The sequence below is a fragment of the Hyalangium versicolor genome, from assembly GCF_020103695.1.
GTDB lineage: Bacteria > Myxococcota > Myxococcia > Myxococcales > Myxococcaceae > Hyalangium > Hyalangium versicolor.
On sequence record NZ_JAHXBF010000018.1, the window covers coordinates 209,357 to 230,637 of the forward strand.

Here is a 21,281-nt window from a genome sequence, read left to right on the forward strand (position 1 = left end):
AATAGGCCACCTTCCCTCCTCGTCCACCCGCCCGCACGTTACTCACGTCGGGAGAGAACACGATGAAGGCTGCGGCACTGGGGCTTGTTGCGTGGTTGTTCGTGGGGCAGGCAGCGTGGGCCGAACCCAGCAGCAAATCGACGGAATTCCTGAACGAGCGAACCGACGACATCGTGCTCGGACTTCCGGAGGCTCCCGTCAAGTTGGTCGCCTACGTCGAGTACGCCCTCATCGCCAAGGACACGGTGGCGCCGCTGTTCCAACAGATCCGGCGCTCCTGGCCCAACGATGTTCGCATCGTGGTTCGCGACTACCCCATGACCTTCCACGAAGGAGCCGCACTGGCGGCCCAGGCTGCGCGGGGGGTGTTCCTGCTCAAGGGAGGAGAGGCGTACCTCCGCTTCGTCGAAGAGGTCACCCCGTACAAGGGAACCCGCGACGCGGCCTACCTCTCGGCGGCCGCGGAGCGCGCGGGGGCAGGGCCGGCGCAGCGCTTCGAGGCCAGCCTGACCCAAGGCAAGTGGAAGGCGGGCCTCGAGCAGAGCCTGGCGGATGTCGCGGCCGTCAAGATGTCTGGCTCTCCTCACTGGTACCTCGACGGCGTCGACCTCAAGGCGGGGTTGCTGGCGGACAAGGTGCTGAGTGCCGTGGAGCAGGCTGTCAAAGCAGCTCAGGAGAGGCGCAATACGCCGGTGCCGACTCTCAACCCGAGCAAGGGCATCGGGCCGTTCTTCCTGGGACAGACCGAGGCGGAGGTCAAGCGCCTGGGGCTGCGCACCGGCCGCCGGAACAACGATTGGCTGTGCGTGGCGGGAGAAGCGGGAAGCGACTTGTGCACCTACGAGCTGCGAATGAAAAAGGGGGGCGTTACCCGCATCGACTACGTCCTGAGCCGCTCCGCCCTGGGGCTGCAGATTGGCTCCGAGGTGTTCCGGCGAGACCGACCGGCACTCCTGGAGGACCTGCGGGCGCGAATGGGCTGTGGGGCCACCGAGTTCGGGGAAGGCGGGAGCGAGACGCCCTGCCCGAGCCCGTCGAAGAACGTCGGAATCCACCTCTCTCAAAGCATGGAGTCTGCGTGCAGTGACTGGGCGCGGCTCGATCCCTCCATCACCTGCACGGGCAGTGATGAGCAGCGGCTTTCCACGGTCGTGTCGGTGGAGAAGCCGTGAATCACGCCAGCGGCTCAAAGAGGCTCATCCCATGCTCCTCGCACTGACCCTTGTTGCCGTCATCACCGGCACCCACCCCCAAGCCGAGTGCAAGACCGCCTACGGAAAGACTGTCTGTGGCTACGACTGCAAGGCGGCCTTCGGCGAAGTGAAATGCGCTCAGACGCCGCACGGCATTTGCGAAGCGGCGTACGACCGGTTGGTGTGCTTCGACCCGCCTGCGTACGTGGTGCGCGCCTTTCAGGGCGAACCGCCGCGACCGAGCTGCAAGAGCGGCTACGGGCTCATCACCTGCGGCTACCAGTGCGCATCCGGTTACGGGCAGGTTCAATGTTCGCAGACGCCGTGGGGGGTGTGCGAATCCGGCTACGATCGAGTCCTCTGCTTCGATCCATCTGAGAGGGTCATCCGCCAGTACGGAAGTGACCTGCCCACCCCTCAATGCAAGAGCGGCTACGGCAAGATCGCGTGTGGCTACTCGTGCGCTTCCGGAAACGGCGAGGTTCGTTGCTCCCAGACACCCGAGGGCATCTGCGTCGCCGCGTCGGGCGCCGTGCAATGCTTTGACCCCAAGACCCGCCGTCCATAGCCATCGCGTCCCGCCAGCGGGGAGTGCCTATCGGAGGGAGCCCACAGCAGCCCGGGCTCCCTCGACTGTGGGTGCCGTTACTGAAGCGTCCACTGCTGGTGGGTGCCGCTGCTGCAACTCGCCTGCTTCACACTCGCCCCATCGTTGAGCGCGGCGCTGACGACCTCGGCGCACTTGCTGCTGTTGATGTTCACGAGCGAGTAGCCACCTCCGCTCAACGCGTTCAGGGTGAACACCTGGGCGTTCGTGCCGTTGCAATCCCACTGCTGGATGATGCCCCCATCCGCGGTGCTGGAGTTGCTCACGTCAACGCACATGCTGCTGTTGACGTTCACGAGGTTGAAGCCCCCGGTGACGGCCTGCAGGCGGAAGGCCTGGGCGTTCGTTCCATTGCACCCCCACTGCTGGAGAGCCGTCCCCCTCGTGGTGCTGGAGGAGGGAACGTCCAGGCACTTGCCGCTGTGCTTCGCGGCGAGCCGCACGATGGAGCCATTCTGGGGCCCGGAACCGCCGGGGACCGTGCCGTCACTGCACGTGTTCACGCCCGAGCCGCCGTTCGGGAAGGTGACACGCACCGTGGCCTTGTCGCTGGTCTGCGAGACCACGGTGATGCTGACGCGGCCATCGGGATCCTGGAAGGTGCGGCCGGCGGTGAGACGGGGATCGCGGTGGGTGTTGGGGTAGTTGGGCGCCAGGTCCAGCAGCAGTGGGTTGCGATTGCCGCTGCCCGAGCGGAAGTCCTGGGCGACGTCGATGTGCACGCCCGTGCTGGTCTCGGGTGCGCCTGACGGCCCCGCGTTGAAGGTGGCGAGCGCGGGATTGCGGTACTCCACCCAGTAGTGGAGCGGCTTGTTGTCCACCGTGTCGCCCGTGGGGATCTGCAGGGACTGAATCCCGTTGGAGGCGCTCTGGATGGGCACGAGATCGTACGTGGCGTCGCGCGTGGCCCGGACGTTGTTGCACTTGTCCAACCACAACATGGCGGACTTCTGGAAGGCGTTCATGTGCCCCAGCCCTCCTCCCATGGTGTTGAAGCGGTTGCCGTACTCGTCGGGGCTACAACTGGAATAGGGGCTGCGAAGGTACGCGACGCCGGTGCCGCAGCGAGCGGTGGACGCGTGTCCCAGGCCAAAGCCATGGCCCATCTCGTGCGCGAAGGCGTTCGCGTCCGTGCACGTATACAAGCTGGCGTTTCCGAACGAGTTACCCGAGGCCGGAGGCTGACCCACCCACGCAAGGCCACACGCGCAATCGGTGAAGCCCGAGTTGGTGGGAATCACAAAGCCCACGTGGGCATAGACGCTCAGGTTGATGCCCTGGCTCTGTGCCGCCGCGCGCGCCGCGTTGCTGATGGTGTCCAGGTTGCAGTTCGCCGGCTTGGGCAGGCTCAGGGGCGCGAGGGCGTCTCCCTGGACGTTCCAGATGCCGTAGGAGATCTCCTTGTAGTACGCGGTGACCGTGTCCAGGCGCTGCCGCGCCGTGGTGGTCGTGATCGACGCCGTGCTCCCGGGGAAGACCAGGGGGAGGATGGCGACCCGGATGGTCCTCGGCGAACCGCCGACGAGGGCGGCTTCCGACGTCGCCAGGCCGTCGTCCGCGGCGGGGAGAGCGTCGATGGACTGCACCTCGAGCCGCTTGCCGACCCGCCCCAAGGGCCCCTCTGCGACGCTCTCCTCAGGGGCGAGCTGCCCCCGGACGATGACGCGCTTCCCCGCTTGGAAGGACGGCTCTCCCTCGAAGGCCAGCTCGAAGGCCTCGCCCTCCGGAGTCTGCAACCCATATCCCATCCGGTGGGTGCCATCCGCGGCATCCACGGAGAACATCCGCAGCTCCCCTTCGTAGGTTCGCGCCTCGTCCGCGCCCGAGCACGCCAGAGCCAGCCCCAGGGTCAGAGCCAGCCCCGTCTTGCTCCCCCGACTCCACCGGTTTTTGGAAATAGCTCTCACAACGCCATATGGCGACATGTCTGCCTCGTGTCTGGGTTGAGTGAGCTCCTTTCTAGCTCATTCTCATCCATATCAGAAGCAGCAAAACACGCTTTAATTGCTATTCCAGCATAAACCCGAAAAATCGACCTGTGTTCTCGATGTCTCCGAGCTGTTGGAATTATCGCGGCAGATTGAAGTCTCAGGTGCCCATGAATGACTTCCAGAGCGCCTCGGCGAGATGCTCATCCGACATCGTCTCGCGCATCTGCACCAACTGCGAGGTCAGCCCACCCTGAGGGAGGATGTAGCGGAGCCGGTCCGTGCCGTCGGTGACAGCCCCGAAGATGTCTGCCGCGACCGACTCGGGGGAGGCATTCAGGGAGCTCCCGTTACTGCGGTAGGCCGCCAGGCACTTGTCGTGGGCCTCCGAGTACGCTTCGAAGCCCTCCCTGGAGAACAGCTGCAGGGAACTCCCGTTGAAGTCGGTGCTCACCCCTCCGGCCTGGATCAACTTCACCGTGATACCGAGAGGCTTCAGTTCGAAGCGCAGCGACTCCGAGAAGCCCTCGAGCGCGAACTTCGTGCCGTGATACAGGCTGTAGAACGGGAAGGTCATCAGGCCGCCCACAGACCCGATGTTGACCACCATGCCACCGCGCCGGGCCCGAAAATGGGGCAGGACGGAGCGGATGACCCGCATCGTTCCGAACAGGTTCGTCGAGAACTGATGCTGGATCTGTTCCTCGGTGGCGGCCTCGAAGGGGCCGAACGTGCCATAGCCGGCGTTGTTGATGACCATGTCGATACCGTCGGAGTCCCTCAGCACTTCGCTGACGGCCTTGCGAACGGATGCGTCGTCGATCACATCCATGCCGTACACCCGGACGTGCGGCAGCAGGTGCAGTTCCCGCTCCGCGTCGGGTGCCCGCATGGTGGCGGCCACCTGCCAGCCCTTCTGCTGAAAGTGCTTCACCAAGGCGCGGCCGAGGCCTCTGGAACTTCCGGTGATGAGAACCGTCTTCATGGGGTGCATCCCCTCCCTCTTTCCTGCATTGACCCCACGAGGTTCCCGTGGATCCAGTTCGCCGCGGAGAGGCCTGAGCGAAGCGTGACACGCCGCTCCAGGCCTCCCCGCAGGGCCCTACCCCAAGAGGATAGGGCCCTGTCTGCCACGACACGGGGAGGAACTACGGGAGGAACGTCTGGTAGACGGTGTTGGTCGTGCAGAGGTCCTGGTTGTTGGGCCCTCGGATGACGATGTACCTCTCATAGTAGCCCTGGAGGCCGGGGGAGTTGAGGACGAGGAAGGAGAACGTAAGCTGGTCGTAGGAGAACGAACCGCTCGTATCCACCACGCCATTCCTCCTTCCATACAAGTAGGCCTTCGAGCCTGCGGGGTAGGAGCCTACCGCCGAGAAACCGAAGGTCGCCGTGCCGCCGCTGGGGACCGTGGCACTGCTGAACCACGCCGAGCACGAGCAGCCTTCGTCGAGTGAGCCATTGCAATTGTTGTCTACCCGGTCGCATACCTCGGCGGCTCCGGGACGCACGTAGGAGCTGCTGTCGTCGCAGTCGTCGGCATTGGCGACATAGCCCGCAAGCTGAGTGCATCCCAGGTAGGAAGAGGGGCCGGGGGCGGGGCCCGCAACAAAACCACCCTGTCCATAACCATCCCCATCGGCATCCCAGGAGTAATAGCGAGGCAATGAGGCGTTATTATCTTCGCAGTCGTCGGAGTTGGACACGTAACCGGCCGGTGCCGAGCACGCCTGGATGACCGATGATGGAGTACCGCGCCCGTCAGCATCCGCGTCGCGGTACCAGGTACTCACAGGAAGCCCCTCGTCGACGGAACCATTGCAATTGTCATCCACCTTGTTGCACACCTCGGTGGCTCCAGGCTTCACGTTGGCGTTGGCGTCGTTGCAGTCCGCGGAGTTGGACACGTAGCCCGCGGGCTTCGCGCAGGCCTGGGTGCTCACCGCTGGATTGCCATACCCATCGTTATCCGCGTCGCGATACCAGGTGCCCCCGGAGGCTCCGTCATCCACCTGTCCATTGCAGTTGTTGTCCTGGCCATCGCATACCTCCGTGGCTCCGGGATTGATCGTGGAGTCGAAGTCATTGCAGTCCAGGCCCTGCTCCACGTACTCGGGGCTGGGAGGCTGGCAATCCTCCACGGGGTCAAACAGATCGCCGCCATAGTTATCGGTATCGATATCGTAGAAGTAGATGTTCACCAGCTGCGTCTGGATCATCGTGAACTGGTTGGTCTGCGTGCCATTGCCCAGTTGCCCCGAGGAGTTCAGTCCCCAGGCCCAGAACGGGCAGCCGGGGCGCACCGCCAGGGCGTGGAAGGGTCCCGCGGAGACCGCCAGCGCATCACTCAACCCCTGCACTCGCACCGGGCTCGTGCGCTGGTTCTGCGTCCCATCACCGAGCTGACCAAAAGTGTTCTGGCCCCAGCTCCAGGCGGCTCCAGTGGAGTCGATGGCCAACGAGATGCTGCCTCCCGTGGAGATGGATTTCACCGCCCCCGAGAGGGCCACCGCCACGGGCGTGCTCTGCGCCGTAGCGGTCGTCCCATTGCCCAACTGTCCATAGGTGTTCTGTCCCCACGCCACCACGCTCTGGTTGGAGAGCAGTGCCAACGAGTGGGTGCCTCCGGCAGCAACGGCGGTGGCTGCGAGCACCAGGCTCACCTGGTACGGCGTGAGCTGGGCAACGCTCGAGGCGCTCCCATTGCCGATCTGCCCATTGACGTTGCGGCCCCACGTCCACACGCGTCCGTCCGCTCCCAATGCCATCGAGTGGAACCACCCCGCCGAGATGGCCACGATGCTGACAGGGAAGACGATGCGGGTCGGTGTCAGCCGGGGACTTGTCGTCCCATCGCCAAGCTGACCATCACCGTTGGCGCCCCACCCATAGACACTGCCATCGGCGGCAATAGCCAGCGAGTGGCTCAGACCTCCGGCGATGGCCACGGCACCGCCCGGAACGGTCACGGACACGGGCGTCAGGCGGGAGGTCGCCGTTCCATCACCGAGTTGGCCCGAGGTGTTCTGCCCCCAGGCCCAGACCGAGCCGTCCACCCCAAGCGCGAGCGAGTGGTTCATGCCCGCGGCGATCACTCGGATGACGGGGAGACCCGTCACGCGGACCGGGACGGTGCTGAGGGCCTGCGTCCCATTTCCGAGCTGCCCATACGTGTTCTGTCCCCATGCCCACACGGAGCCGTCCGTGCGCAGGGCCAGGGAGTGGGTGTTACCGACGGAGAGAGCCTTCGTGATGGGGCCGCTGGCGACGAGCGCGGCGGCCACGGTCCGCTCGCCCTTTGCGTCGGAGGGGAGCGCTGCTCCCGTTTGCGCCGAGAGCTCGCTCTCGAGCCTGTCACCGTCCGGGTCATCCACCGCACAGCCTGTCACGCACAGGCCACAAAGCACCGCCCACAGAATCCGGGCGCCCGACAATTGCCGCTGCATTGCACGCTCCTCTGCTGCGAAAAAATCGGCGCGCACCCTACAGAGCGGTCACCCACCGCGAAAGCCCATTTTCGCTGGGTGCTCTTCCGGGGCGCTACTGAGCGAGCCCGATCTGCTTCATGAACGTCTGGTTGTCCCAGAACAGGAACTCCTCGGCCATGACGCCGTCCTTCCAGCGGCCGACCGTGCTCATCTCCAGCTTGAAGGGCTTGCCCGTCGGGGCAATGCTCGTGCCGTCGGGCATGGGCATGGGCTGGGTGAAGGTTCCCTCCATGGTGCCGACGACACTGGTCCACTCCCCGTCTCCGAACTTGATCGGATGCACCTGGATGCGCGTGTCCGGCGCATAGACGAACATCGCCTTGAGGTCCTCGATGTGGACGTCGATGCCTCGCGTCTGGTGGCCATCGGGCCAGTGCACGATGACGTCCTGCGCATGGCTGTGGTGGAGCTGGTCCCAGTGCTGGTTCGTGAAGACGTTGAAGTCGAGGTCATCGAACGTAACGAGGTGCTCGTTCACCTGGCGCTCATTCTCCTGGTAGCGCTCCAGCTCCTGCTCCGGACTGGAGCACGCGCCCAGGGCCAGGAACGCGAGCCCTGCCAAGGTGGCCCTCTGGAGGCTGCGGAGGTTCATCGTCTGGAAGCGGGGAGATCCGATTTGCTTCTTCATGACTGTCCCTTTCTGGGGTGATGCCGGGCTCTGGAAGCGGTCGAGGAGGGAGGTCCCCCGCACTCGGCCAGCCACCCGCCGCGGTCGTGCTGTGCTGTCGAGCAATATGTCGGTGTGCCGGTGCTGCCACTAGCTGGCATTCGCTCGCTTCACTGTTGCTCATCTGGAACAGTGCCCGCCTTCGACAGCCCTTATTCCGGTGGACCCATGGATCTGAACCTCCTCGGCTTCTTCGTGGCCGTCGCGGAGACGAACAGCTTCTCGGAGGCGGCCCGCAGGCTCGGGGTGCCCAAGTCGTCCGTGAGCAGGGGCGTGGCGCGCCTCGAAGCCTCGGTGGGAGCGCAGTTGCTCCACCGCACGACGCGTCACGTCTCGCTGAGCACCTCGGGCGCGGCGTTGTACGAGCAGGTGTCGCCACTGCTCGCCTCACTGAAGAAAGTGGTGGGAACCCTGCCCGAGCGGGAGGAGGCACCTTCGGGCGAGCTGCGGCTCACGGCGCCGCATGACATGGGAGCCACCTTCCTCCCCGAGGTCATCGCCCGCTTCACCGCGCGCTATCCCCTGGTGCGAGTCGACTGCCGCCTCACCAACCGGACCGTGGACCTGGTGGCGGAGGGGTTCGATCTCGCGCTCCGAGCCTCGGGAGCGAGGCTGGCGGACTCATCGCTGAAGGTCCGGCGACTCGGCGCGATCGACGTGCAGCTCTTCGCGTCGCCGACGTATCTGGCCCGCCGTGGCGTTCCCCGCACTCCCGAGGAGCTGGCGCACCACGACTTCGTTGCGTTTCGGGGGCTCAAGCACCTGGGAGAGCTGGGCCTCTCGGAGAAGAAGGCGCACGTGGTCGCCGACGACATGCTCTTCCTGCGCGAGGCGGTGAAGGCGGGAGCGGGGATCGCCATCCTCCCCACGTTCCTCGCGCAGGCGGAGGTGACGTCCGGGCAGCTCGTCCGCGTGCTGCCGCGCTACACGCAGGCATCGACGTCTCTGATGATGCTGTACCCGCGGGCTCAGCACCTCCCCAGGAAGGTGATGGTCTTCCGCGACTTCCTCGTCGAGTTCCTCCAGAGCCGACCGCTCTCGGCACCTCCCACCGGGGGCTGAGCACTCCCCAAGCGTCGAGCTCGAACCTGTCGCCTTGAGAACATGGCCCCAGGAGGCACGAGAGACTCTTGCATGGTCAGGAGTAGGCTCGACATATCTGATTGGAGGGCTTCCCTGAGCCTGTCCTCGCCACTCCCATGGCTTCATCTCAGCGCTCTCGTGCTGCTGTTCATGCCGGGGTGCATCGGAGCGCAGCTCAAGTTCTATCCAGTTATCGCGAAGAGCGGGCCAGGACCGGGCGGCTGGCAGGAGGCGTGTCTCGAAGCGCGGATGGAGAACATGACGACCCACGACTCCCACATCTGTGCGCTGGGCATCGGAATGCCCATCGAGACCCGCGACAACGGCTACATCCCAGCGTGGGAGGCTGCGGAGATCGCCACGGAGTGCATCAACCTGGCCTCGGAGCGGATCGTTTTGCCAGCCCCACCCGATAACCCTTCTGCGCTGGTATGCCTGCAGTTCAAGGATACCTTTCACCTGCTTTTGACGGAGCGGGTTCTGGGAGCTCGGGTCAATCTGGGGTGCCGGAAAGACATTTCGCCTACCCGTGTGGGGTTCTGAATCCATGGCGATGACTGCCGAGCAACTTCTGTCCATTGCACGGAACTACTGGCCCGCGGACAAGGACGAGTACCTCAGACCCGAGAAGAGCCCCGCGGTGGCCAGGTTCCAGGCATTGTGGCGGCAAGAACTCGGAAAGATGGATGGCTGGACCGCGTTTGTCCGCTCACTGGACGCAGCACTCTCGGGTTTTACAGTGACGAACGTCACAGTCCCCGTGGATGCCTGCTTGCGCTGCGCGGCCTATCCGGAGGCAGCCCTCGAGTCTGCCTCGTCGCGGTGGGTAGTCGTCGGCTGTGTCAGCATTCTCGCTCCCGTCTATACCGTCTACGGTGTGCGCTACGAGTTCAGCGGGAAGCGGCGGGTGGGTGATCACGTTTTCTTCGAACCCCTCCCGGCAGAGATGCAGGCACCTGCGGCCATCATGGGCCGGAACATCGAGACTCGATGGGGCATCCATCTGCTCCCACGTGAAGTGTCGGAGACACCCATTCACCTCTTCGTGGATCCCCAGCAACCGCCCCACACCACGTTGTTTCATGCGCTCTTTACGAGCCAGCCAGCAAGTGTTCCCTGAGCAACCTGGATTTCAGCGGAGCTGACCTCACGGGTGTATCGCTCGTCCGAGCGAATCTGATGGGGACGACTCTGGTGGGAGCGAGGCTCCAACGCGCGGACTTGTCGGAGGCCAACCTGGAGCGGGCGGATCTCAGCGGGGCGGATATGAGAGGTGCCCGGCTCCTGGAGGCCAGCCTGCTGGGCGCGACGCTGAGGGGGACGCGGTTTCATCAGGCCAAGCTCCTCAAGGCAAGGTTTGACTCAGGCGCGCTGGACGGGCGCGAGGATGATCTCTGGGGTGCAGCACACTCCCTGAGCGGAGCGCCGACGCCCACTGTGTCAGCGAGCTCGCCTTACCACTCAGTCGCCTACAGCCGCGATGGGCGACTCCTGGCTGCGGACTGTGGCAGCTCGGTCCAACTCTGGGACATGGAGAGCGGGACCCTCCTCCGCGTCTTACAGGAACACGAGGGCCAGGTCATGAGCGTGGCCTTCTCCCCCGACGGCAAGACGCTCGCCTCGGGCTCCGACGACGCCACCGTGCGCCTGTGGGACGCCGACAAGGGCACCCAGCGCCGCGTCCTCAAAGGCCATTCAAGCAGCGTCAGGAGCGTGGCCTTCTCCCCCGACGGCAAGACGCTCGCCTCAGGCTCCGACGACGCCACCAGGCGCCTGTGGAACATTGCCTCGGGCGAGTGCCTGGCTGTGCTGGTCTCTCTCGCCGAGGGCTGGGTGGCCTTCACGCCGGATGGCCGTTACCACTCCGAGGGGCCGCTCGGCGGCTCCTTCTGGCACGCCATCAGCCTATGTCGTTTTGAACCCGGCGAGTTGGAGCCCTACTTCCCACTGCGCGTCCCCCAGAACGAACCCCTCTACTCTCTGCCCCGTTAACCACGCGTACACCATCTCTTCCCGCTGAGTTGGACGCGTTCCGCCTGGGAGACTGTGCGCTGCCTCGGCTACGAGCAGGACATCGGCTTCCTCGAATTGCCCGTTCGGTAACAAGAGGAGCGGTCCCGTGCTCCGGAATGCTCGGAGTTTGGGGCCACACTTTTCTTGCTCCACGCCCTGGGGCAGGCTGCGACGCATGTCCAGAGTTCCTTCGTCCTCGCTCTCACCCGCAGCGCTGCCAGAGGGAACGCTCGTGGGCCGGTGGCGCATCCTGGACTGGACGGGCCAAGGCACCCATGGAGCTGTCTATCGAGCGGTGCTGGCGGACAAGGAGCACGCCTCTCCGGTGGCGCTCAAGCTGGCCCTGGTGCCGCGCAATCCGCGCTTCGCACGTGAGGCGGAGCTGCTGTCCCGGCTGCGCAATGGCAGCATCCCCCGGTTGTGGGAAGGCGGCGAGTGGCAGCACCCCGGTGGGGACGTCTTCCCTTACGTTGTCATGGAGTGGATCGAAGGACTGCCGCTGTACGCCTGGGCTCGGCAGCAGCCGTTCTCCACGCCCCAGGCGTGCCAGATGCTGGCTCAACTGGCCCGAGCGCTCCAGAACATCCACGCCTCCGGGTGCGTGCACCGCGACGTCAAAGGCGACAATGTGCTGGTCCGCCGCTCGGACGGGCGCGCGATGCTCATTGATTTCGGCACGGGGCTGTACCCGCAGGCCGAGACGTTGACGCCGCCGGATACATACCCGGGGACACCTGCGTACCGCTCGCCCGAGTCGGGGCTCTTCGAGTTGCAACACATGCGCACCCGAGCCGAGCGCTACCGGGCGGGACCTGCGGATGAGTTGTACGCGTTGGGAGTGACGGCGTGCCGGTGGCTGACGAGCGAGTACCCGCGATTCACGGATCCGGAGAAGGATGCGCAGGGCGTCTGGAGGATGGAGGCGATAGACGTGCCGAGGGCGCTGGAGCAGGTGGAACCTGTGCTCCAAACGCCGGTGAGGCGGCTGTTATCGGTGCGACCCGAGGAGCGAGGTACGGTGGCGCAGTTGGTCGAGGAGATGGAGCGAGCCGCGCGACCCTCCACTCGCGTGGCGGTGCAAGCCGCCGAGCCTTCACCTCCCGCTGCGAGCCCCGAGGTGAAGCAGCATGGCACCGAGCCACTCCCCGACAAGAAGCCCTCCGCCGACAGCACGCTGTCCCAGAGGAGGGCGCGCAAGGTGTGGCCGTGGCTGGCTACCGCCGCAGGGCTGGTGGTGGCCGCATGGGCGGGAGACAAAGCGGTTGGAACGCTCGAAGCGAGGTTCTCCGTCCATTCTTCCGGGGCAGACCGGGCTGACGCAGGTACAGCAGGGCTCGGCGAGACGGTGTCCTCCACCTCATCCGCCGTGGACGCTCCCGAGCCTTCCCTCCCCGTCGTGGCAGCGGAGCCCCTCCCCGAGCCGCAGCCCGGGCAGATACGCCCCAATACCAAGGGGCGCTGCCCGCATAAGGGACAGGCCGTGCTCAACGGGGCATGCTGGTGGATTCCTCTCGCTCCTGATTCTGAAGGGTGCGAGTCCTCTGGAGGCTCACTGTTCCGGGGGCAGTGCTACGTGCCAGCCCTGCCGCGGAAGGCTCCCTCCACCGCGCAACCGCCCCCCAAACCATGAAGCTGCGGGGGCTACACCTCCACTGAGGCGGGCGATCGGTGGAGAGCCCACAGCAGGTCTGATGCGCCAGGGCTGCCCACCGCAGGGGTCCCCGCGGTGGGCAGAGGTTCTGTCTAGAAGCAGCTGACGTCGCAGCTCAGCTGACAGCCTTCGTAGGCGTCCATGCACAACGCCTTGCAGTCGTTATCCCTGCCACAGTTCAGCTTGCAGCTCGTGAACGCCGAATAGCAGGACGAGCAGCAGTCCGCCGCCAACTCGACAACGGGATTCTGGCTCCCCAGCGCCGCACCCGCGGCCAGACCCACCGACATCGCCAGCCCCACCACTGCCTTCTTCCAGATGTTCTTCACGCTTCCTCCCGACATGCATGGCAAGACCGTGGCCGCCATGCCTGACGGTGCCACGGGCACACCGGCCTGACCGGTCTGCGAGAGCCAAGCTACAGGCCAGCGCGAGAGCGCACCGCCACCGTTCAGTGAAGCGCTCCACCGGGCGGTGAAGCGGCCTTCCGCACCCGTGAACTGTCAGACCCGGCCCAGCAGCGCATCCAGACGCTCGCGGTAGCTGCGACTGAGCTTCAGATGCGTGCCGTTGCGCAGGATGACCTGATACTCGCCGTGAACCAGAGGCCTCAGCTCCTTCACCCGCTGGACGTTGACGATGACCGAGCGGTGGATGCGCACGAACTGGCGAGGATCGAGCTGCATCTCCAGCTCTCTCAGGGACTGGCGCACCAGGTGCGTCTGCTCGCCCGCGTGCACCTGGACGTAGTAATCCTCGGCCTTGAGCCAGTCCACCTCGTCCACGGCGAGAAAGGTCACCCTTCCGATATCCTTGAGCGCCAGCCGCTCCAGGTAGTGCGCCGGTGGAGGTGCCGGAGCCGCGCTCAGAGGGGAAGGCGGTGGCGAGGAAGGCCCCATGAGCCCGGCAAGGTGGCTGGCCAGTGTCTGGATGCGGCCTCCGCGCACATGCTCCTTCGCACGGGCCAGCACCCTGCCGAAGCGCTCGTCATCAAAGGGCTTGAGGAGGTAGTCGAGAGCGCGCGCCTCGAAGGCCTTGAGGGCGTAGGCGTCGTATGCGGTGACGAAGATGACGGCGAGCCTCTCGGGGCGGGCCTCCCGCAACACATGGAAGCCATCCGTGCCCGCCAACTCCACATCCAGGAAGAGCACCTCCGGGGGGGACCGGCGCAGGGCTTCCACGGCCTGGGCGCCGGTGGCGCACTCGCCCACCACCTCCACCTCGGGGTCTTTGGACAGCAGCGCCATCAAGTTCTGCCGGGCGATCCGCTCATCGTCTACCACCAGGACGCGGATGAGTGCTGAGACCGCTGGCGGGCTCACGGCGTCACCTCCACGCGACGGAAGGGGATCACCGCCTGGGCCAGCGCACCTCCGCCCTCGGCAGGCAGCAACTCCAGCCGCTGAGCGTCGCCATAAAGATGGCGCAGCCGGGCTCGCGTGTTGGACAGGCCAATGCCGCCTTCCTCGGGTACGCCTGGCTCGGGCGCGGCGGCTGGGGGAGAGAGCGGGCCTTCCCCGGTATCTCGCACGCGCAGCCACAGCTCATCCTCCTCACGCGTGATCTGGATCTCCACCCTGCTCTCGGTTGTGTCGCTGCGCACTCCATGGCGCACGGCGTTCTCCACCAGGGGCTGGAGCAGCAGGTGCGGCACCAACGCGTCCGCTGCCTCCGGATCCACCTGGATGTCGATGCGCAACCGCTCCTGGAAGCGCAGTTGCTCGATGCGCAGGTACCGCTCCACGAAGTCCAACTCCTGGCGCAGAGGCACCTCTTGAGATCCGTCACTGCGCAGCACCGCGCGCAGCAGGTCCGCCAGGCCCGCCGTCATCTGGACAGCGCCGCGCGAGTCACCAGTGCGGATGAGTCCTGTGATGGTGTTGAGGGAGTTGAAGAGGAAGTGCGGCCGCAGTTGCATCTGCAGCGCCAGGAACTGGGCGCGCAGCAACTGGGTCTCCAGCTCCGAGGCGCGAAGCCGGCGCTCCATATAGAGGCGGTGGAAACGAAGCGCGTGGCCCACTCCCGCTCCGACGAAGTAGCAGAAGATGGAGAGGACCAGGGACCTGGCGAGCTGAGCGACGAAGGGATAGGTGGGCTGGCTCAGCCACGGTGCCAGCACGTACCTCATCGTCGCGGTGATGACCCAGAGCACGGCCAGGAGCAACAGGTGGACTCCCAGATTGCGCCACCGCGACGGCCGGACCAGTGGGTAGCGATCGCAACAAGCAAACATGAAGGGCGTCATCAGCGCCCACAGCCAGTCGCTCTGCAGGGACCACAGCAGGTCGTGGAGGTCGGGCGGCGGTGTGCCAGCGCCCCAGGAGGACACCCACAGGCCTCCCACGGACAACAGGCTGACGAGCGTCCAGAGAGAGAAGACCAGCGCTCCCGCGCGCCAGCTTCTCCACGTCGGAGGGGGCAATCTCGGCTCGGCTCTCATGGCGAAGCATCGCTTCCGTACTGAAGTCTCGGTTCACTCACGGGTGTCTCTGCTCGCCGCTCTCGGTAAGGACAGTGAACGTCCACTGGCGGCGGCCGATTCGCATCTGCCCCATGCATCTATGTGTTCAAAAGCGGCAAACCGAGCCTATTCCTTTTAATTTGAAATATTAGCAGGACCCACTCCGTCGCGCGGAATGTGTCAGTCACTCCAGCTGGCCCAGCATCCCGGTGGGAGACGCTACGGAGCGGGCGCTACGGGCCTGCCCTGCTCCAACCGGAGCGTGTGCGTGGTGCCGAGGGGGAAGCGGAGGAATTCACTCTCCGTTCGAGGCTCGTAGGTGACGGTCTGCCCCCGGTCGCCCGCGAAGAACACGGAGTAGCGTGCCTGGGTGGACTTCCGCTCCTTCTCCCCCGCCCCCAATTTCCTGCCGAGAGCCACCTCGCCCTCGGTCGGCCAGCGGAGTTCGCCTGTCGCGATGCCCTCGGCCTTCACCCGCCGGTCCAGCCTCCAGTCCCACACCTTCCAGGAGTACCACTCCGCGGTACGTGACTCCTGGCGATAGCGCGGCTCCCGGCGCGAGCGCTTCACGTTCACGTAGCGAGGCACCTGCCGCGTCTTCTTCACCGTGCAGTAGCGAGTGCTACAGCGCCTGTCGCCTCCGCTGCACTCCTCCTTGCATGTGGCGAAGCCGTTGTTGTTGCTCGTGCATTTCTGGCGGCAGCGGCGAGGCGTGGTGGTGCAGTCCTCTCCGCAAGACTCGCGAGCAGTGTACTTCTCGGTGTCATAGCCGTCCCGCACCTTCTCCGTGAAGTAGACGGTCTCGTAGCCGTCCTGCACCTTCTCATGGTGATGGTGCCGCTTCCCCATGGCGCGGACATCGAAAGCCCCGGCCGGCCGTTGCTCGGCGAAGCCTTCCTGCGCGAGCGACTGATAACGCTCCACCATCACCGTGTGCTCCCAGGAGACGGCCTCCACCCGCAGGGACACGCTCTGCAGCTCGTACACGGTCCGCAGGGAGGCGGCCTCCTCTGCTTCCCGCACGTTCCGCACCACTCCGACGGAACAGACGCTCACCACTCCGCCCACGATGAGCATGATCAAGCACCCCAGAGCAGTCGAGCCGGGAGGAGGTGGCGGCGCAGGAGGGGGCAGAGCCTTGCCTGCCGGAAGCGAGGCACCACAGCTCTTGCACTTGCCGTCGTACGCCCGCTGGTCACTGTCGCACCAGGCGCACCGCCAGTTGGGGCCCGCGGTCGCCATGCGCAACAGGGCCTCGTCGGTCACCGTCGCCGCGGCCTCCGGGTTCTCCGGCATCTCGTACTGCTCGCTGCCGTCCTTGGCGTTGCCGCAGCTCTGGCACGTCTGATGTCGGCCGAGGTTGCGGTGCTTGCAACTCGAGCACCTCCAGAACATCTCTATCTGCCGCTCGGACACACGCTCCTCCAGCCCCTGGGGCCATGAGGACAGTAGCAAGGTGTCTCATGATCCGAAACCGAGCCGCTGCGCGGATTCACCGAGGCCGTCCAGCGCAGGCTGCCGGGACGAACGGAGCCCGTGAAGCGCGGCGCGAACCTGGGGCTCCGCGCCGCCACCTGAAGGCGAAACTCGCCGAGCCAATCCGGTGATGCCCGATCGAGTCCGCGATAGCTGGCACGATCCCGTCCGCTTCCTCGAATTGCCCGTGCGGTAACAAGGAGTATTGGGGTAGCGAGGCTGTGCCGCTATTGGAGAGACATCACTCCACCCTGGACCTTGACGAAGGTTGAAAAGGAGCTGCGGGTCCCACGAACCGCCACACGCAGTCGGACGTAGTAGGGGGAGAGCTGGTAGGGGATGGTGTTCGGGTACTGGGGATCCGGTTGGAAGGTACAGAAGCTGGGGCCGCCGTCGAAGAGCGGCCCCCATTTACCGACGTACCTGGCAGTCCCCGTTTTCTCCCACTTGCTCAAAAGATACTGGCCGTACACGCCCACCTCGAGGCGGGCATATCCGCAGGTGACTTCACTGCCCGGCATGAGTTCGGAAGCAGCCCATCCGGCGATGGGGGTGAGGTTGCGGTCTCTCGTCTGCCGCACCTCCACCACGAACTGACTCGGGCACGAGCCTGAACCGTAGGAGTTGGTCAGGGAGGTGGCGCTGTACGTTTCGCTGAACGAGCCCGGGTCCAGCGGCTCATCGATGATGGCGTTGGCGGCGACCGTCGTACAACCCATCTCGCCCAGAGGGCTCTGGAGCTGGCCCGCTGGCGCAGCGGCGCTCTCGTCGAGGGATGCGTCATCGATTGAGCCGCCACAGGCACCGGCGCTGGTGATGACGGCTGACAGGAAGAGGAGCTTCATCGAGTTCATGTGCGAATCCTGGGTTTGGGGTCTCGTCGCTGCATCCAGCGCTTGCGCCGGACAGACAGACTCATGAGCAATCCTCAGACCAACCGTCGCACCGATGATTTCGAGCAGTTGCGTGAGCTGGCACCCTCGAACGACACACGTGGCACAGGCGCTGGCACACCCGTCCGGCGGCGGCTCCCCTCGGTTCCTTGCACCAACCCACCTCCCAGGAGGCCGCTTTGACATGGTTGCCATCTCCGATGCGTGAACACAGAGGACTCACGGCTGGGTGGATGTTCTGCCTTCCCTACCTTTTCATCCGGCGCTGGCACTGGGCTTGCTCCAAGAAATCGGGCCGCACCCGAAGTCCAACCCGTTGCAAGAGCACGAGGCAGCCATGGCTGACGTAAAGAATGTGGGTCTCAGCATCATCAACGCCAACGCACCCAATCAGAAGAAGGTGACGGTGAGCTACACACTGCAGTTCGATCCCGCGGAAGCCGGAAAGCAGTTCCAGGTCGTGATCAGGCTCTGGGGAGAGGACCTCCCAGGGGATGAGGAGCAGCCTCCCGATGATCTGCGCTACACGTTCATGTTCGGGCTGAAGTCGTACACCTCGGTGGTTGCGCAAGCAGGGTCGATGAACTTCCACCAGACGCGCGACGTCATCACGGGCACCCTGAACGAGGATCCCGGCTTCCGCGAGATCCCGGTCGCCCCCGATACGACCATCAAGATCCCTCATGGCGATGAGGTCTACGCGACCGTCACCCTCAGCCAGCTCAGCACTACTGCTCGTTCGAGCACGGTCAAGATGCTCCTCTGAGCAACACAGACAGGCCGCCTTCCTCAGGGAAGGCGGCCTTCAAGGCGGCTCAGACGAGAGCTGGCGTCGGCCGGATGAACCCGGTTCGACGCCAGCCCTCACGTGCTTCACTACGGCAGCCAGCCAGAGTCCTGGCAGGGCTTGGGGCAGTGGGAGGTACACACGGCCTGCATCTTCGGTTTGCTGAACTGATAGTCGTGGCTGCACGCGAGCGACTCGTAGTCGTAGTGCTCGTTGGTGGTGGGGCACCGCCAGAACCCGTAGCTGCAGATGGCCGCGTGCACCTCACCGATGTCGCCCGGCTCATTCGGCTCCTGGAGCTGGCCGTCGTGCTGCTCCGGGGACTCGGCGTCCATGGAGCCTCCACAGGCCGCTCCGAGCACCACCGCCAACGCTGCGCCCACGACGCGGTGGTTCCAATCCCTGACAACCCTCTGGATGCAATGCTTCAGGTTCATACTTCCTCGCAGTCCCGCTCGGGGTGCTTGTGGTGTTGCTCCCCAGCCTCCATGGCCGGCAAGCACTCCGGAGATGAGCAATGAGCATGCCGAACCTGGGTGCTGCTCGGCTCCTTCATGGCAACCTGGCGGTGAGCCCCGCCGAGGGCTGAGGAGAGCGAGCCCTGCACAGCGCCTTTTGCCAGCCTGGGCAAATCTTGCCTATCCCGCGGCTGTCCGCTGCCTCAGTCCCCGCCCTCGCCTCCTCCACACCTGCTTGGGACAGCGGCTTCCTGACACAGGTCCGTCCTGTGCCAAAGGCACACATGGCACAGGCCGCTCCTGTGCCAACAGCTTGCTCCCATGATGCGACTGTATAGAGAGGCAGAGGAGTGCAATCCCCTGTGATCTTTAGGCATTTGGTTTCGGCCCGCGAGGCCAGCCCATATGGCCTGGGCCCGGCACGCGAGGTGCAATCGAGGGGATTGGCTCAGCGCTAGACAGCGCGGAGCCAAGAAGCAGGGATTGGCATGCCGGAAGCCCGGGGCCGCCTTCCCATCTCAACCGGGCTCCACTGGGAACGGATACAACCGTTCCTCCAATCAAGAGGCTGAAGATGCGCACGAATTATATCGCTTTCACCGCAACGGATGCGCCGTTCATCGTGAAGACGGGAGGGACTCCTGATCAACTGAAACAAGAATTCGTATTCAACATCCCGCAGAGCATTGATACCCAGCACAATGCCGTTCTCATGTTCATGGTCAACGGTACGGCTGGAAGCAACAACCTCGTGGCCCAGGTCGCGATCAACAACAATGTTGTTTCTACGTACGGCCCGGCCGATACAGCGCTCACCCGGCCTTTCCACGAGATCTTCCCGGGCGGATTCCTGAAGACGGGCAACAACAACAAGATTGCCGTTCAGATCGTGGGCGGCAGCGGTACGTTCAAGGTGTCGGATGTCGTGATCTGGTTCATGGATAATCAGCAGTAGTCAAGGCTGCACTGGCTGACGTGCCTTGCTGGCGCAAACCTGCTTGGAGGGACCCAAAAGGGTCCCTCCACAGCGACGGCCTGGATGCCTGAGAGGGTGTTGAGGTGTCCGTATAACGCAATATGATAACGCCCATGGAGAAGGATCAGTCGACGTTGCAGTCGAGCGGGCTCACGACTGGCAAGGACTCCTCCGGGGTGGAGTGCCGCCCCGGGCTGCTGCATCTGTTCTGCGCGGGCAAGGCCTTGGCTGCCGCCCTGCCCATGAATGGACAGGAACTGGTGCTGGGTCGAGGCACTGCAGCGCTGGGCGAACACCAGGATCCGCGGATGTCACGGCGCCACGCCCGGATCCGCTTCGACGGGCAGCGCTTCTGGGCCGTGGATCTCGGAAGCCAGAACGGAACCTTCGTGGACGGAGAGCCCTGCCCCTCCGGTACACCTCGAGAAGCCGAGCGGGTCATCCGCATGGGGGACTCCCTATTTGTGCCCTGCGCGGATGTGAATCCTCTCGCGCAGCGCGGAGTCAAGACCGTGGATGACTTCATTCGGGGCCCTGCCCTCCAAGCACTGCTGGCGGAGGTGGCTCGCGCGGCGCAAGCAGGTGGAGCACTGCACATCCATGGAGAGAGTGGTACGGGCAAGGAAGGGGTGGCTCGCGCGTTCCATCAGAGTGGCCCTCGGAGCGCGGGACCCTTCGTGGCGGTGAACTGCGCGGCGATCCCGCCGACGCTGGCCGAGAGCTTGCTGTTCGGGGCCAAGCGAGGAGCGTACTCTGGAGCCAATGCCGATGTTCAGGGCTACCTTCAGTCGGCTGATGGCGGCACGCTGTTTCTCGATGAGGTGGTAGAGCTGGACCTGGCGGTGCAGGCCAAGCTGCTGCGGGCGCTCGAGACCAAAGAGGTGTTCCCATTGGGAGCCTCGCGCTCAAGGACGGTCGATATCCAGTTCTGCTCCGCCAGCAATAAGGACTTACGCGCGCTGGTGGCCAACAAGCAGCTGCGAGAAGACCTCTACTTCCGCATGGGCCGCCCCCAGGTGACCCTGCCTCCGTTGCGGCAACGCCCCGAGGAAATTCCGCTCCTCCTCCAACGTGAGGTGCTGCAAGCACGCCATGAGCTGAAATTGCATGTTTCCCTGGTGGAGGCATGTCTGTTGCGGCCATGGCCGGGGAATGTCCGAGAACTCCTGGTCGAGATCCGCAGCTCCATCCAGACCGCGCTCCTGCAGCAAGCACAACGCGTGGAGGTGAGACACCTGCGCCCGAGCGCGGGTACCGCATTCGGGCCCACCGCGCCTTCCCAGGAACCCTCACGGCAGAGACAGCCTCTGAGAGAGCGCCCGGCGAGTGAGGCACCGTCTCGGGCCAAGCCTCTCGCGGACGAGGAGCGACATCGTATCGAGGAGACTCTCCGGCAACAGGGCGGTAACGTGGCGGCGACGGCCCGCGTCCTCGAGATGCACCGCACGCAACTTCGGCGGCTCTTGGAGCGTTACGAGATTGTCGTGCCCGAAAACGGCGAGTCAGAAGAGCCTTGAGGACAACACGAGGGGTCACCTGCTCCACGCCGTAGTGACCCGGCATCTTCCGATCCAGGGGACATCCAACGGACGCGGTCTCG

Annotated in this window: 20 protein-coding genes and 1 pseudogene; 11 read left to right on the forward strand and 10 right to left on the reverse strand. The window is 65.0% G+C overall.

Annotation, left to right across the window (positions count from 1 at the left end; all coding sequences use genetic code 11):
- Positions 1-62: 62 nt before the first annotated feature.
- Both KY501_RS33805 and KY501_RS33810 read left to right on the forward strand, forming a co-directional pair.
- Complete coding sequence (locus tag KY501_RS33805) at positions 63-1,172, forward strand: DsbA family protein (protein WP_224367810.1); 1,110 nt, start codon at positions 63-65, stop codon at positions 1,170-1,172.
- Positions 1,173-1,203: 31 nt separating this feature from the next.
- Positions 1,204-1,761: a hypothetical protein gene (locus tag KY501_RS33810; protein WP_224367811.1), complete on the forward strand. Its 558-nt coding sequence runs from the start codon at positions 1,204-1,206 to the stop codon at positions 1,759-1,761.
- A 77-nt stretch (positions 1,762-1,838) separates the two neighbouring features.
- Here KY501_RS33810 and KY501_RS33815 read toward each other — a convergent pair whose 3' ends face one another.
- The 4 genes from KY501_RS33815 to KY501_RS33830 all read right to left on the reverse strand — a co-directional run bounded on the left by KY501_RS33815 (position 1,839) and on the right by KY501_RS33830 (position 7,844).
- Positions 1,839-3,725, reverse strand: a complete 1,887-nt coding sequence (locus KY501_RS33815) for an RICIN domain-containing protein (RefSeq protein WP_224367812.1) — start codon at positions 3,723-3,725, stop codon at positions 1,839-1,841.
- A 163-nt stretch (positions 3,726-3,888) separates the two neighbouring features.
- Positions 3,889-4,713: an SDR family oxidoreductase gene (locus KY501_RS33820; RefSeq protein ID WP_224367813.1), complete on the reverse strand. Its 825-nt coding sequence runs from the start codon at positions 4,711-4,713 to the stop codon at positions 3,889-3,891.
- Positions 4,714-4,876: 163 nt separating this feature from the next.
- Entirely contained in the window at positions 4,877-7,174 is a 2,298-nt protein-coding gene (locus KY501_RS33825; protein WP_224367814.1) for an RCC1 domain-containing protein, read from the reverse strand.
- 94 nt (positions 7,175-7,268) lie between these two features.
- A complete protein-coding gene (locus tag KY501_RS33830; RefSeq protein WP_224367815.1) occupies positions 7,269-7,844 on the reverse strand; it encodes an ester cyclase in 576 nt (191 codons plus the stop codon).
- Between the two features lie 207 nt (positions 7,845-8,051).
- On the opposite strand from KY501_RS33830, the gene KY501_RS33835 reads away from it, so the two are divergent.
- The 6 genes and pseudogenes from KY501_RS33835 to KY501_RS33855 all read left to right on the forward strand — a co-directional run bounded on the left by KY501_RS33835 (position 8,052) and on the right by KY501_RS33855 (position 12,609).
- Complete coding sequence (locus KY501_RS33835; protein WP_224367816.1) at positions 8,052-8,945, forward strand: LysR family transcriptional regulator; 894 nt, start codon at positions 8,052-8,054, stop codon at positions 8,943-8,945.
- Between the two features lie 159 nt (positions 8,946-9,104).
- Complete coding sequence (locus KY501_RS33840) at positions 9,105-9,509, forward strand: hypothetical protein (RefSeq protein ID WP_224367817.1); 405 nt, start codon at positions 9,105-9,107, stop codon at positions 9,507-9,509.
- Between the two features lie 4 nt (positions 9,510-9,513).
- On the forward strand, positions 9,514-10,086 hold the full coding sequence (locus tag KY501_RS33845; protein WP_224367818.1) for a hypothetical protein: 573 nt from the start codon (positions 9,514-9,516) through the stop codon (positions 10,084-10,086).
- A 5-nt stretch (positions 10,087-10,091) separates the two neighbouring features.
- Positions 10,092-10,139, forward strand: a pseudogene (locus KY501_RS54575) (hypothetical protein); the annotation flags it as partial.
- Positions 10,140-10,145: 6 nt separating this feature from the next.
- The gene (locus KY501_RS33850) at positions 10,146-10,958 is read left to right on the forward strand and encodes a WD40 repeat domain-containing protein (protein ID WP_444881614.1); all 813 of its coding nucleotides are present in this window, start codon (positions 10,146-10,148) and stop codon (positions 10,956-10,958) included.
- A gap of 196 nt (positions 10,959-11,154) precedes the next feature.
- On the forward strand, positions 11,155-12,609 hold the full coding sequence (locus KY501_RS33855) for a serine/threonine protein kinase (protein ID WP_224367819.1): 1,455 nt from the start codon (positions 11,155-11,157) through the stop codon (positions 12,607-12,609).
- A gap of 113 nt (positions 12,610-12,722) precedes the next feature.
- Here KY501_RS33855 and KY501_RS33860 read toward each other — a convergent pair whose 3' ends face one another.
- The 5 genes from KY501_RS33860 to KY501_RS33880 all read right to left on the reverse strand — a co-directional run bounded on the left by KY501_RS33860 (position 12,723) and on the right by KY501_RS33880 (position 17,421).
- The gene (locus KY501_RS33860) at positions 12,723-12,959 is read right to left on the reverse strand and encodes a hypothetical protein (protein WP_224367820.1); all 237 of its coding nucleotides are present in this window, start codon (positions 12,957-12,959) and stop codon (positions 12,723-12,725) included.
- Between the two features lie 174 nt (positions 12,960-13,133).
- Positions 13,134-13,952 carry a LytR/AlgR family response regulator transcription factor gene (locus KY501_RS33865; RefSeq protein ID WP_224367821.1) on the reverse strand — a complete coding sequence of 273 codons (819 nt, stop codon included), beginning with the start codon at positions 13,950-13,952 and terminating at the stop codon, positions 13,134-13,136.
- Entirely contained in the window at positions 13,949-15,052 is a 1,104-nt protein-coding gene (locus KY501_RS33870) for a sensor histidine kinase (protein WP_224367822.1), read from the reverse strand. The genes KY501_RS33865 and KY501_RS33870 overlap by 4 nt, the downstream gene beginning before the upstream one ends.
- Positions 15,053-15,310: 258 nt before the next feature.
- Positions 15,311-16,546, reverse strand: a complete 1,236-nt coding sequence (locus KY501_RS33875; RefSeq protein WP_224367823.1) for a hypothetical protein — start codon at positions 16,544-16,546, stop codon at positions 15,311-15,313.
- A gap of 248 nt (positions 16,547-16,794) precedes the next feature.
- Positions 16,795-17,421, reverse strand: coding sequence for a hypothetical protein (locus KY501_RS33880; protein ID WP_224367824.1), 627 nt, complete (start codon positions 17,419-17,421; stop codon positions 16,795-16,797).
- Between the two features lie 376 nt (positions 17,422-17,797).
- On the opposite strand from KY501_RS33880, the gene KY501_RS33885 reads away from it, so the two are divergent.
- Entirely contained in the window at positions 17,798-18,226 is a 429-nt protein-coding gene (locus KY501_RS33885; protein WP_224367825.1) for a hypothetical protein, read from the forward strand.
- Between the two features lie 110 nt (positions 18,227-18,336).
- Here KY501_RS33885 and KY501_RS33890 read toward each other — a convergent pair whose 3' ends face one another.
- Positions 18,337-18,684, reverse strand: a complete 348-nt coding sequence (locus tag KY501_RS33890) for a hypothetical protein (RefSeq protein ID WP_224367826.1) — start codon at positions 18,682-18,684, stop codon at positions 18,337-18,339.
- 595 nt (positions 18,685-19,279) lie between these two features.
- Here KY501_RS33890 and KY501_RS33895 point away from each other — a divergent pair.
- Entirely contained in the window at positions 19,280-19,660 is a 381-nt protein-coding gene (locus KY501_RS33895; protein WP_224367827.1) for a hypothetical protein, read from the forward strand.
- A 134-nt stretch (positions 19,661-19,794) separates the two neighbouring features.
- Positions 19,795-21,198: an FHA and sigma-54 interaction domain-containing protein gene (locus tag KY501_RS33900; protein WP_224367828.1), complete on the forward strand. Its 1,404-nt coding sequence runs from the start codon at positions 19,795-19,797 to the stop codon at positions 21,196-21,198.
- Positions 21,199-21,281: the final 83 nt, after the last annotated feature.

What these genes read in the sequence shown, in the direction of transcription:
- KY501_RS33805 (WP_224367810.1), top strand. Translation starts at nt 63, where the DNA reads ATGAAGGCTGCGGCACTGGGGCTTGTTGCGTGGTTGTTCGTGGGGCAG.
- KY501_RS33810 (WP_224367811.1), top strand. Translation starts at nt 1,204, where the DNA reads ATGCTCCTCGCACTGACCCTTGTTGCCGTCATCACCGGCACCCACCCC.
- KY501_RS33815 (WP_224367812.1), bottom strand. Translation starts at nt 3,725, where the DNA reads ATGTCGCCATATGGCGTTGTGAGAGCTATTTCCAAAAACCGGTGGAGT.
- KY501_RS33820 (WP_224367813.1), bottom strand. Translation starts at nt 4,713, where the DNA reads ATGAAGACGGTTCTCATCACCGGAAGTTCCAGAGGCCTCGGCCGCGCC.
- KY501_RS33825 (WP_224367814.1), bottom strand. Translation starts at nt 7,174, where the DNA reads ATGCAGCGGCAATTGTCGGGCGCCCGGATTCTGTGGGCGGTGCTTTGT.
- KY501_RS33830 (WP_224367815.1), bottom strand. Translation starts at nt 7,844, where the DNA reads ATGAAGAAGCAAATCGGATCTCCCCGCTTCCAGACGATGAACCTCCGC.
- KY501_RS33835 (WP_224367816.1), top strand. Translation starts at nt 8,052, where the DNA reads ATGGATCTGAACCTCCTCGGCTTCTTCGTGGCCGTCGCGGAGACGAAC.
- KY501_RS33845 (WP_224367818.1), top strand. Translation starts at nt 9,514, where the DNA reads ATGGCGATGACTGCCGAGCAACTTCTGTCCATTGCACGGAACTACTGG.
- KY501_RS33850 (WP_444881614.1), top strand. Translation starts at nt 10,146, where the DNA reads ATGGGGACGACTCTGGTGGGAGCGAGGCTCCAACGCGCGGACTTGTCG.
- KY501_RS33855 (WP_224367819.1), top strand. Translation starts at nt 11,155, where the DNA reads ATGTCCAGAGTTCCTTCGTCCTCGCTCTCACCCGCAGCGCTGCCAGAG.
- KY501_RS33880 (WP_224367824.1), bottom strand. Translation starts at nt 17,421, where the DNA reads ATGAACTCGATGAAGCTCCTCTTCCTGTCAGCCGTCATCACCAGCGCC.
- KY501_RS33885 (WP_224367825.1), top strand. Translation starts at nt 17,798, where the DNA reads ATGGCTGACGTAAAGAATGTGGGTCTCAGCATCATCAACGCCAACGCA.
- KY501_RS33890 (WP_224367826.1), bottom strand. Translation starts at nt 18,684, where the DNA reads ATGAACCTGAAGCATTGCATCCAGAGGGTTGTCAGGGATTGGAACCAC.
- KY501_RS33895 (WP_224367827.1), top strand. Translation starts at nt 19,280, where the DNA reads ATGCGCACGAATTATATCGCTTTCACCGCAACGGATGCGCCGTTCATC.
- KY501_RS33900 (WP_224367828.1), top strand. Translation starts at nt 19,795, where the DNA reads ATGGAGAAGGATCAGTCGACGTTGCAGTCGAGCGGGCTCACGACTGGC.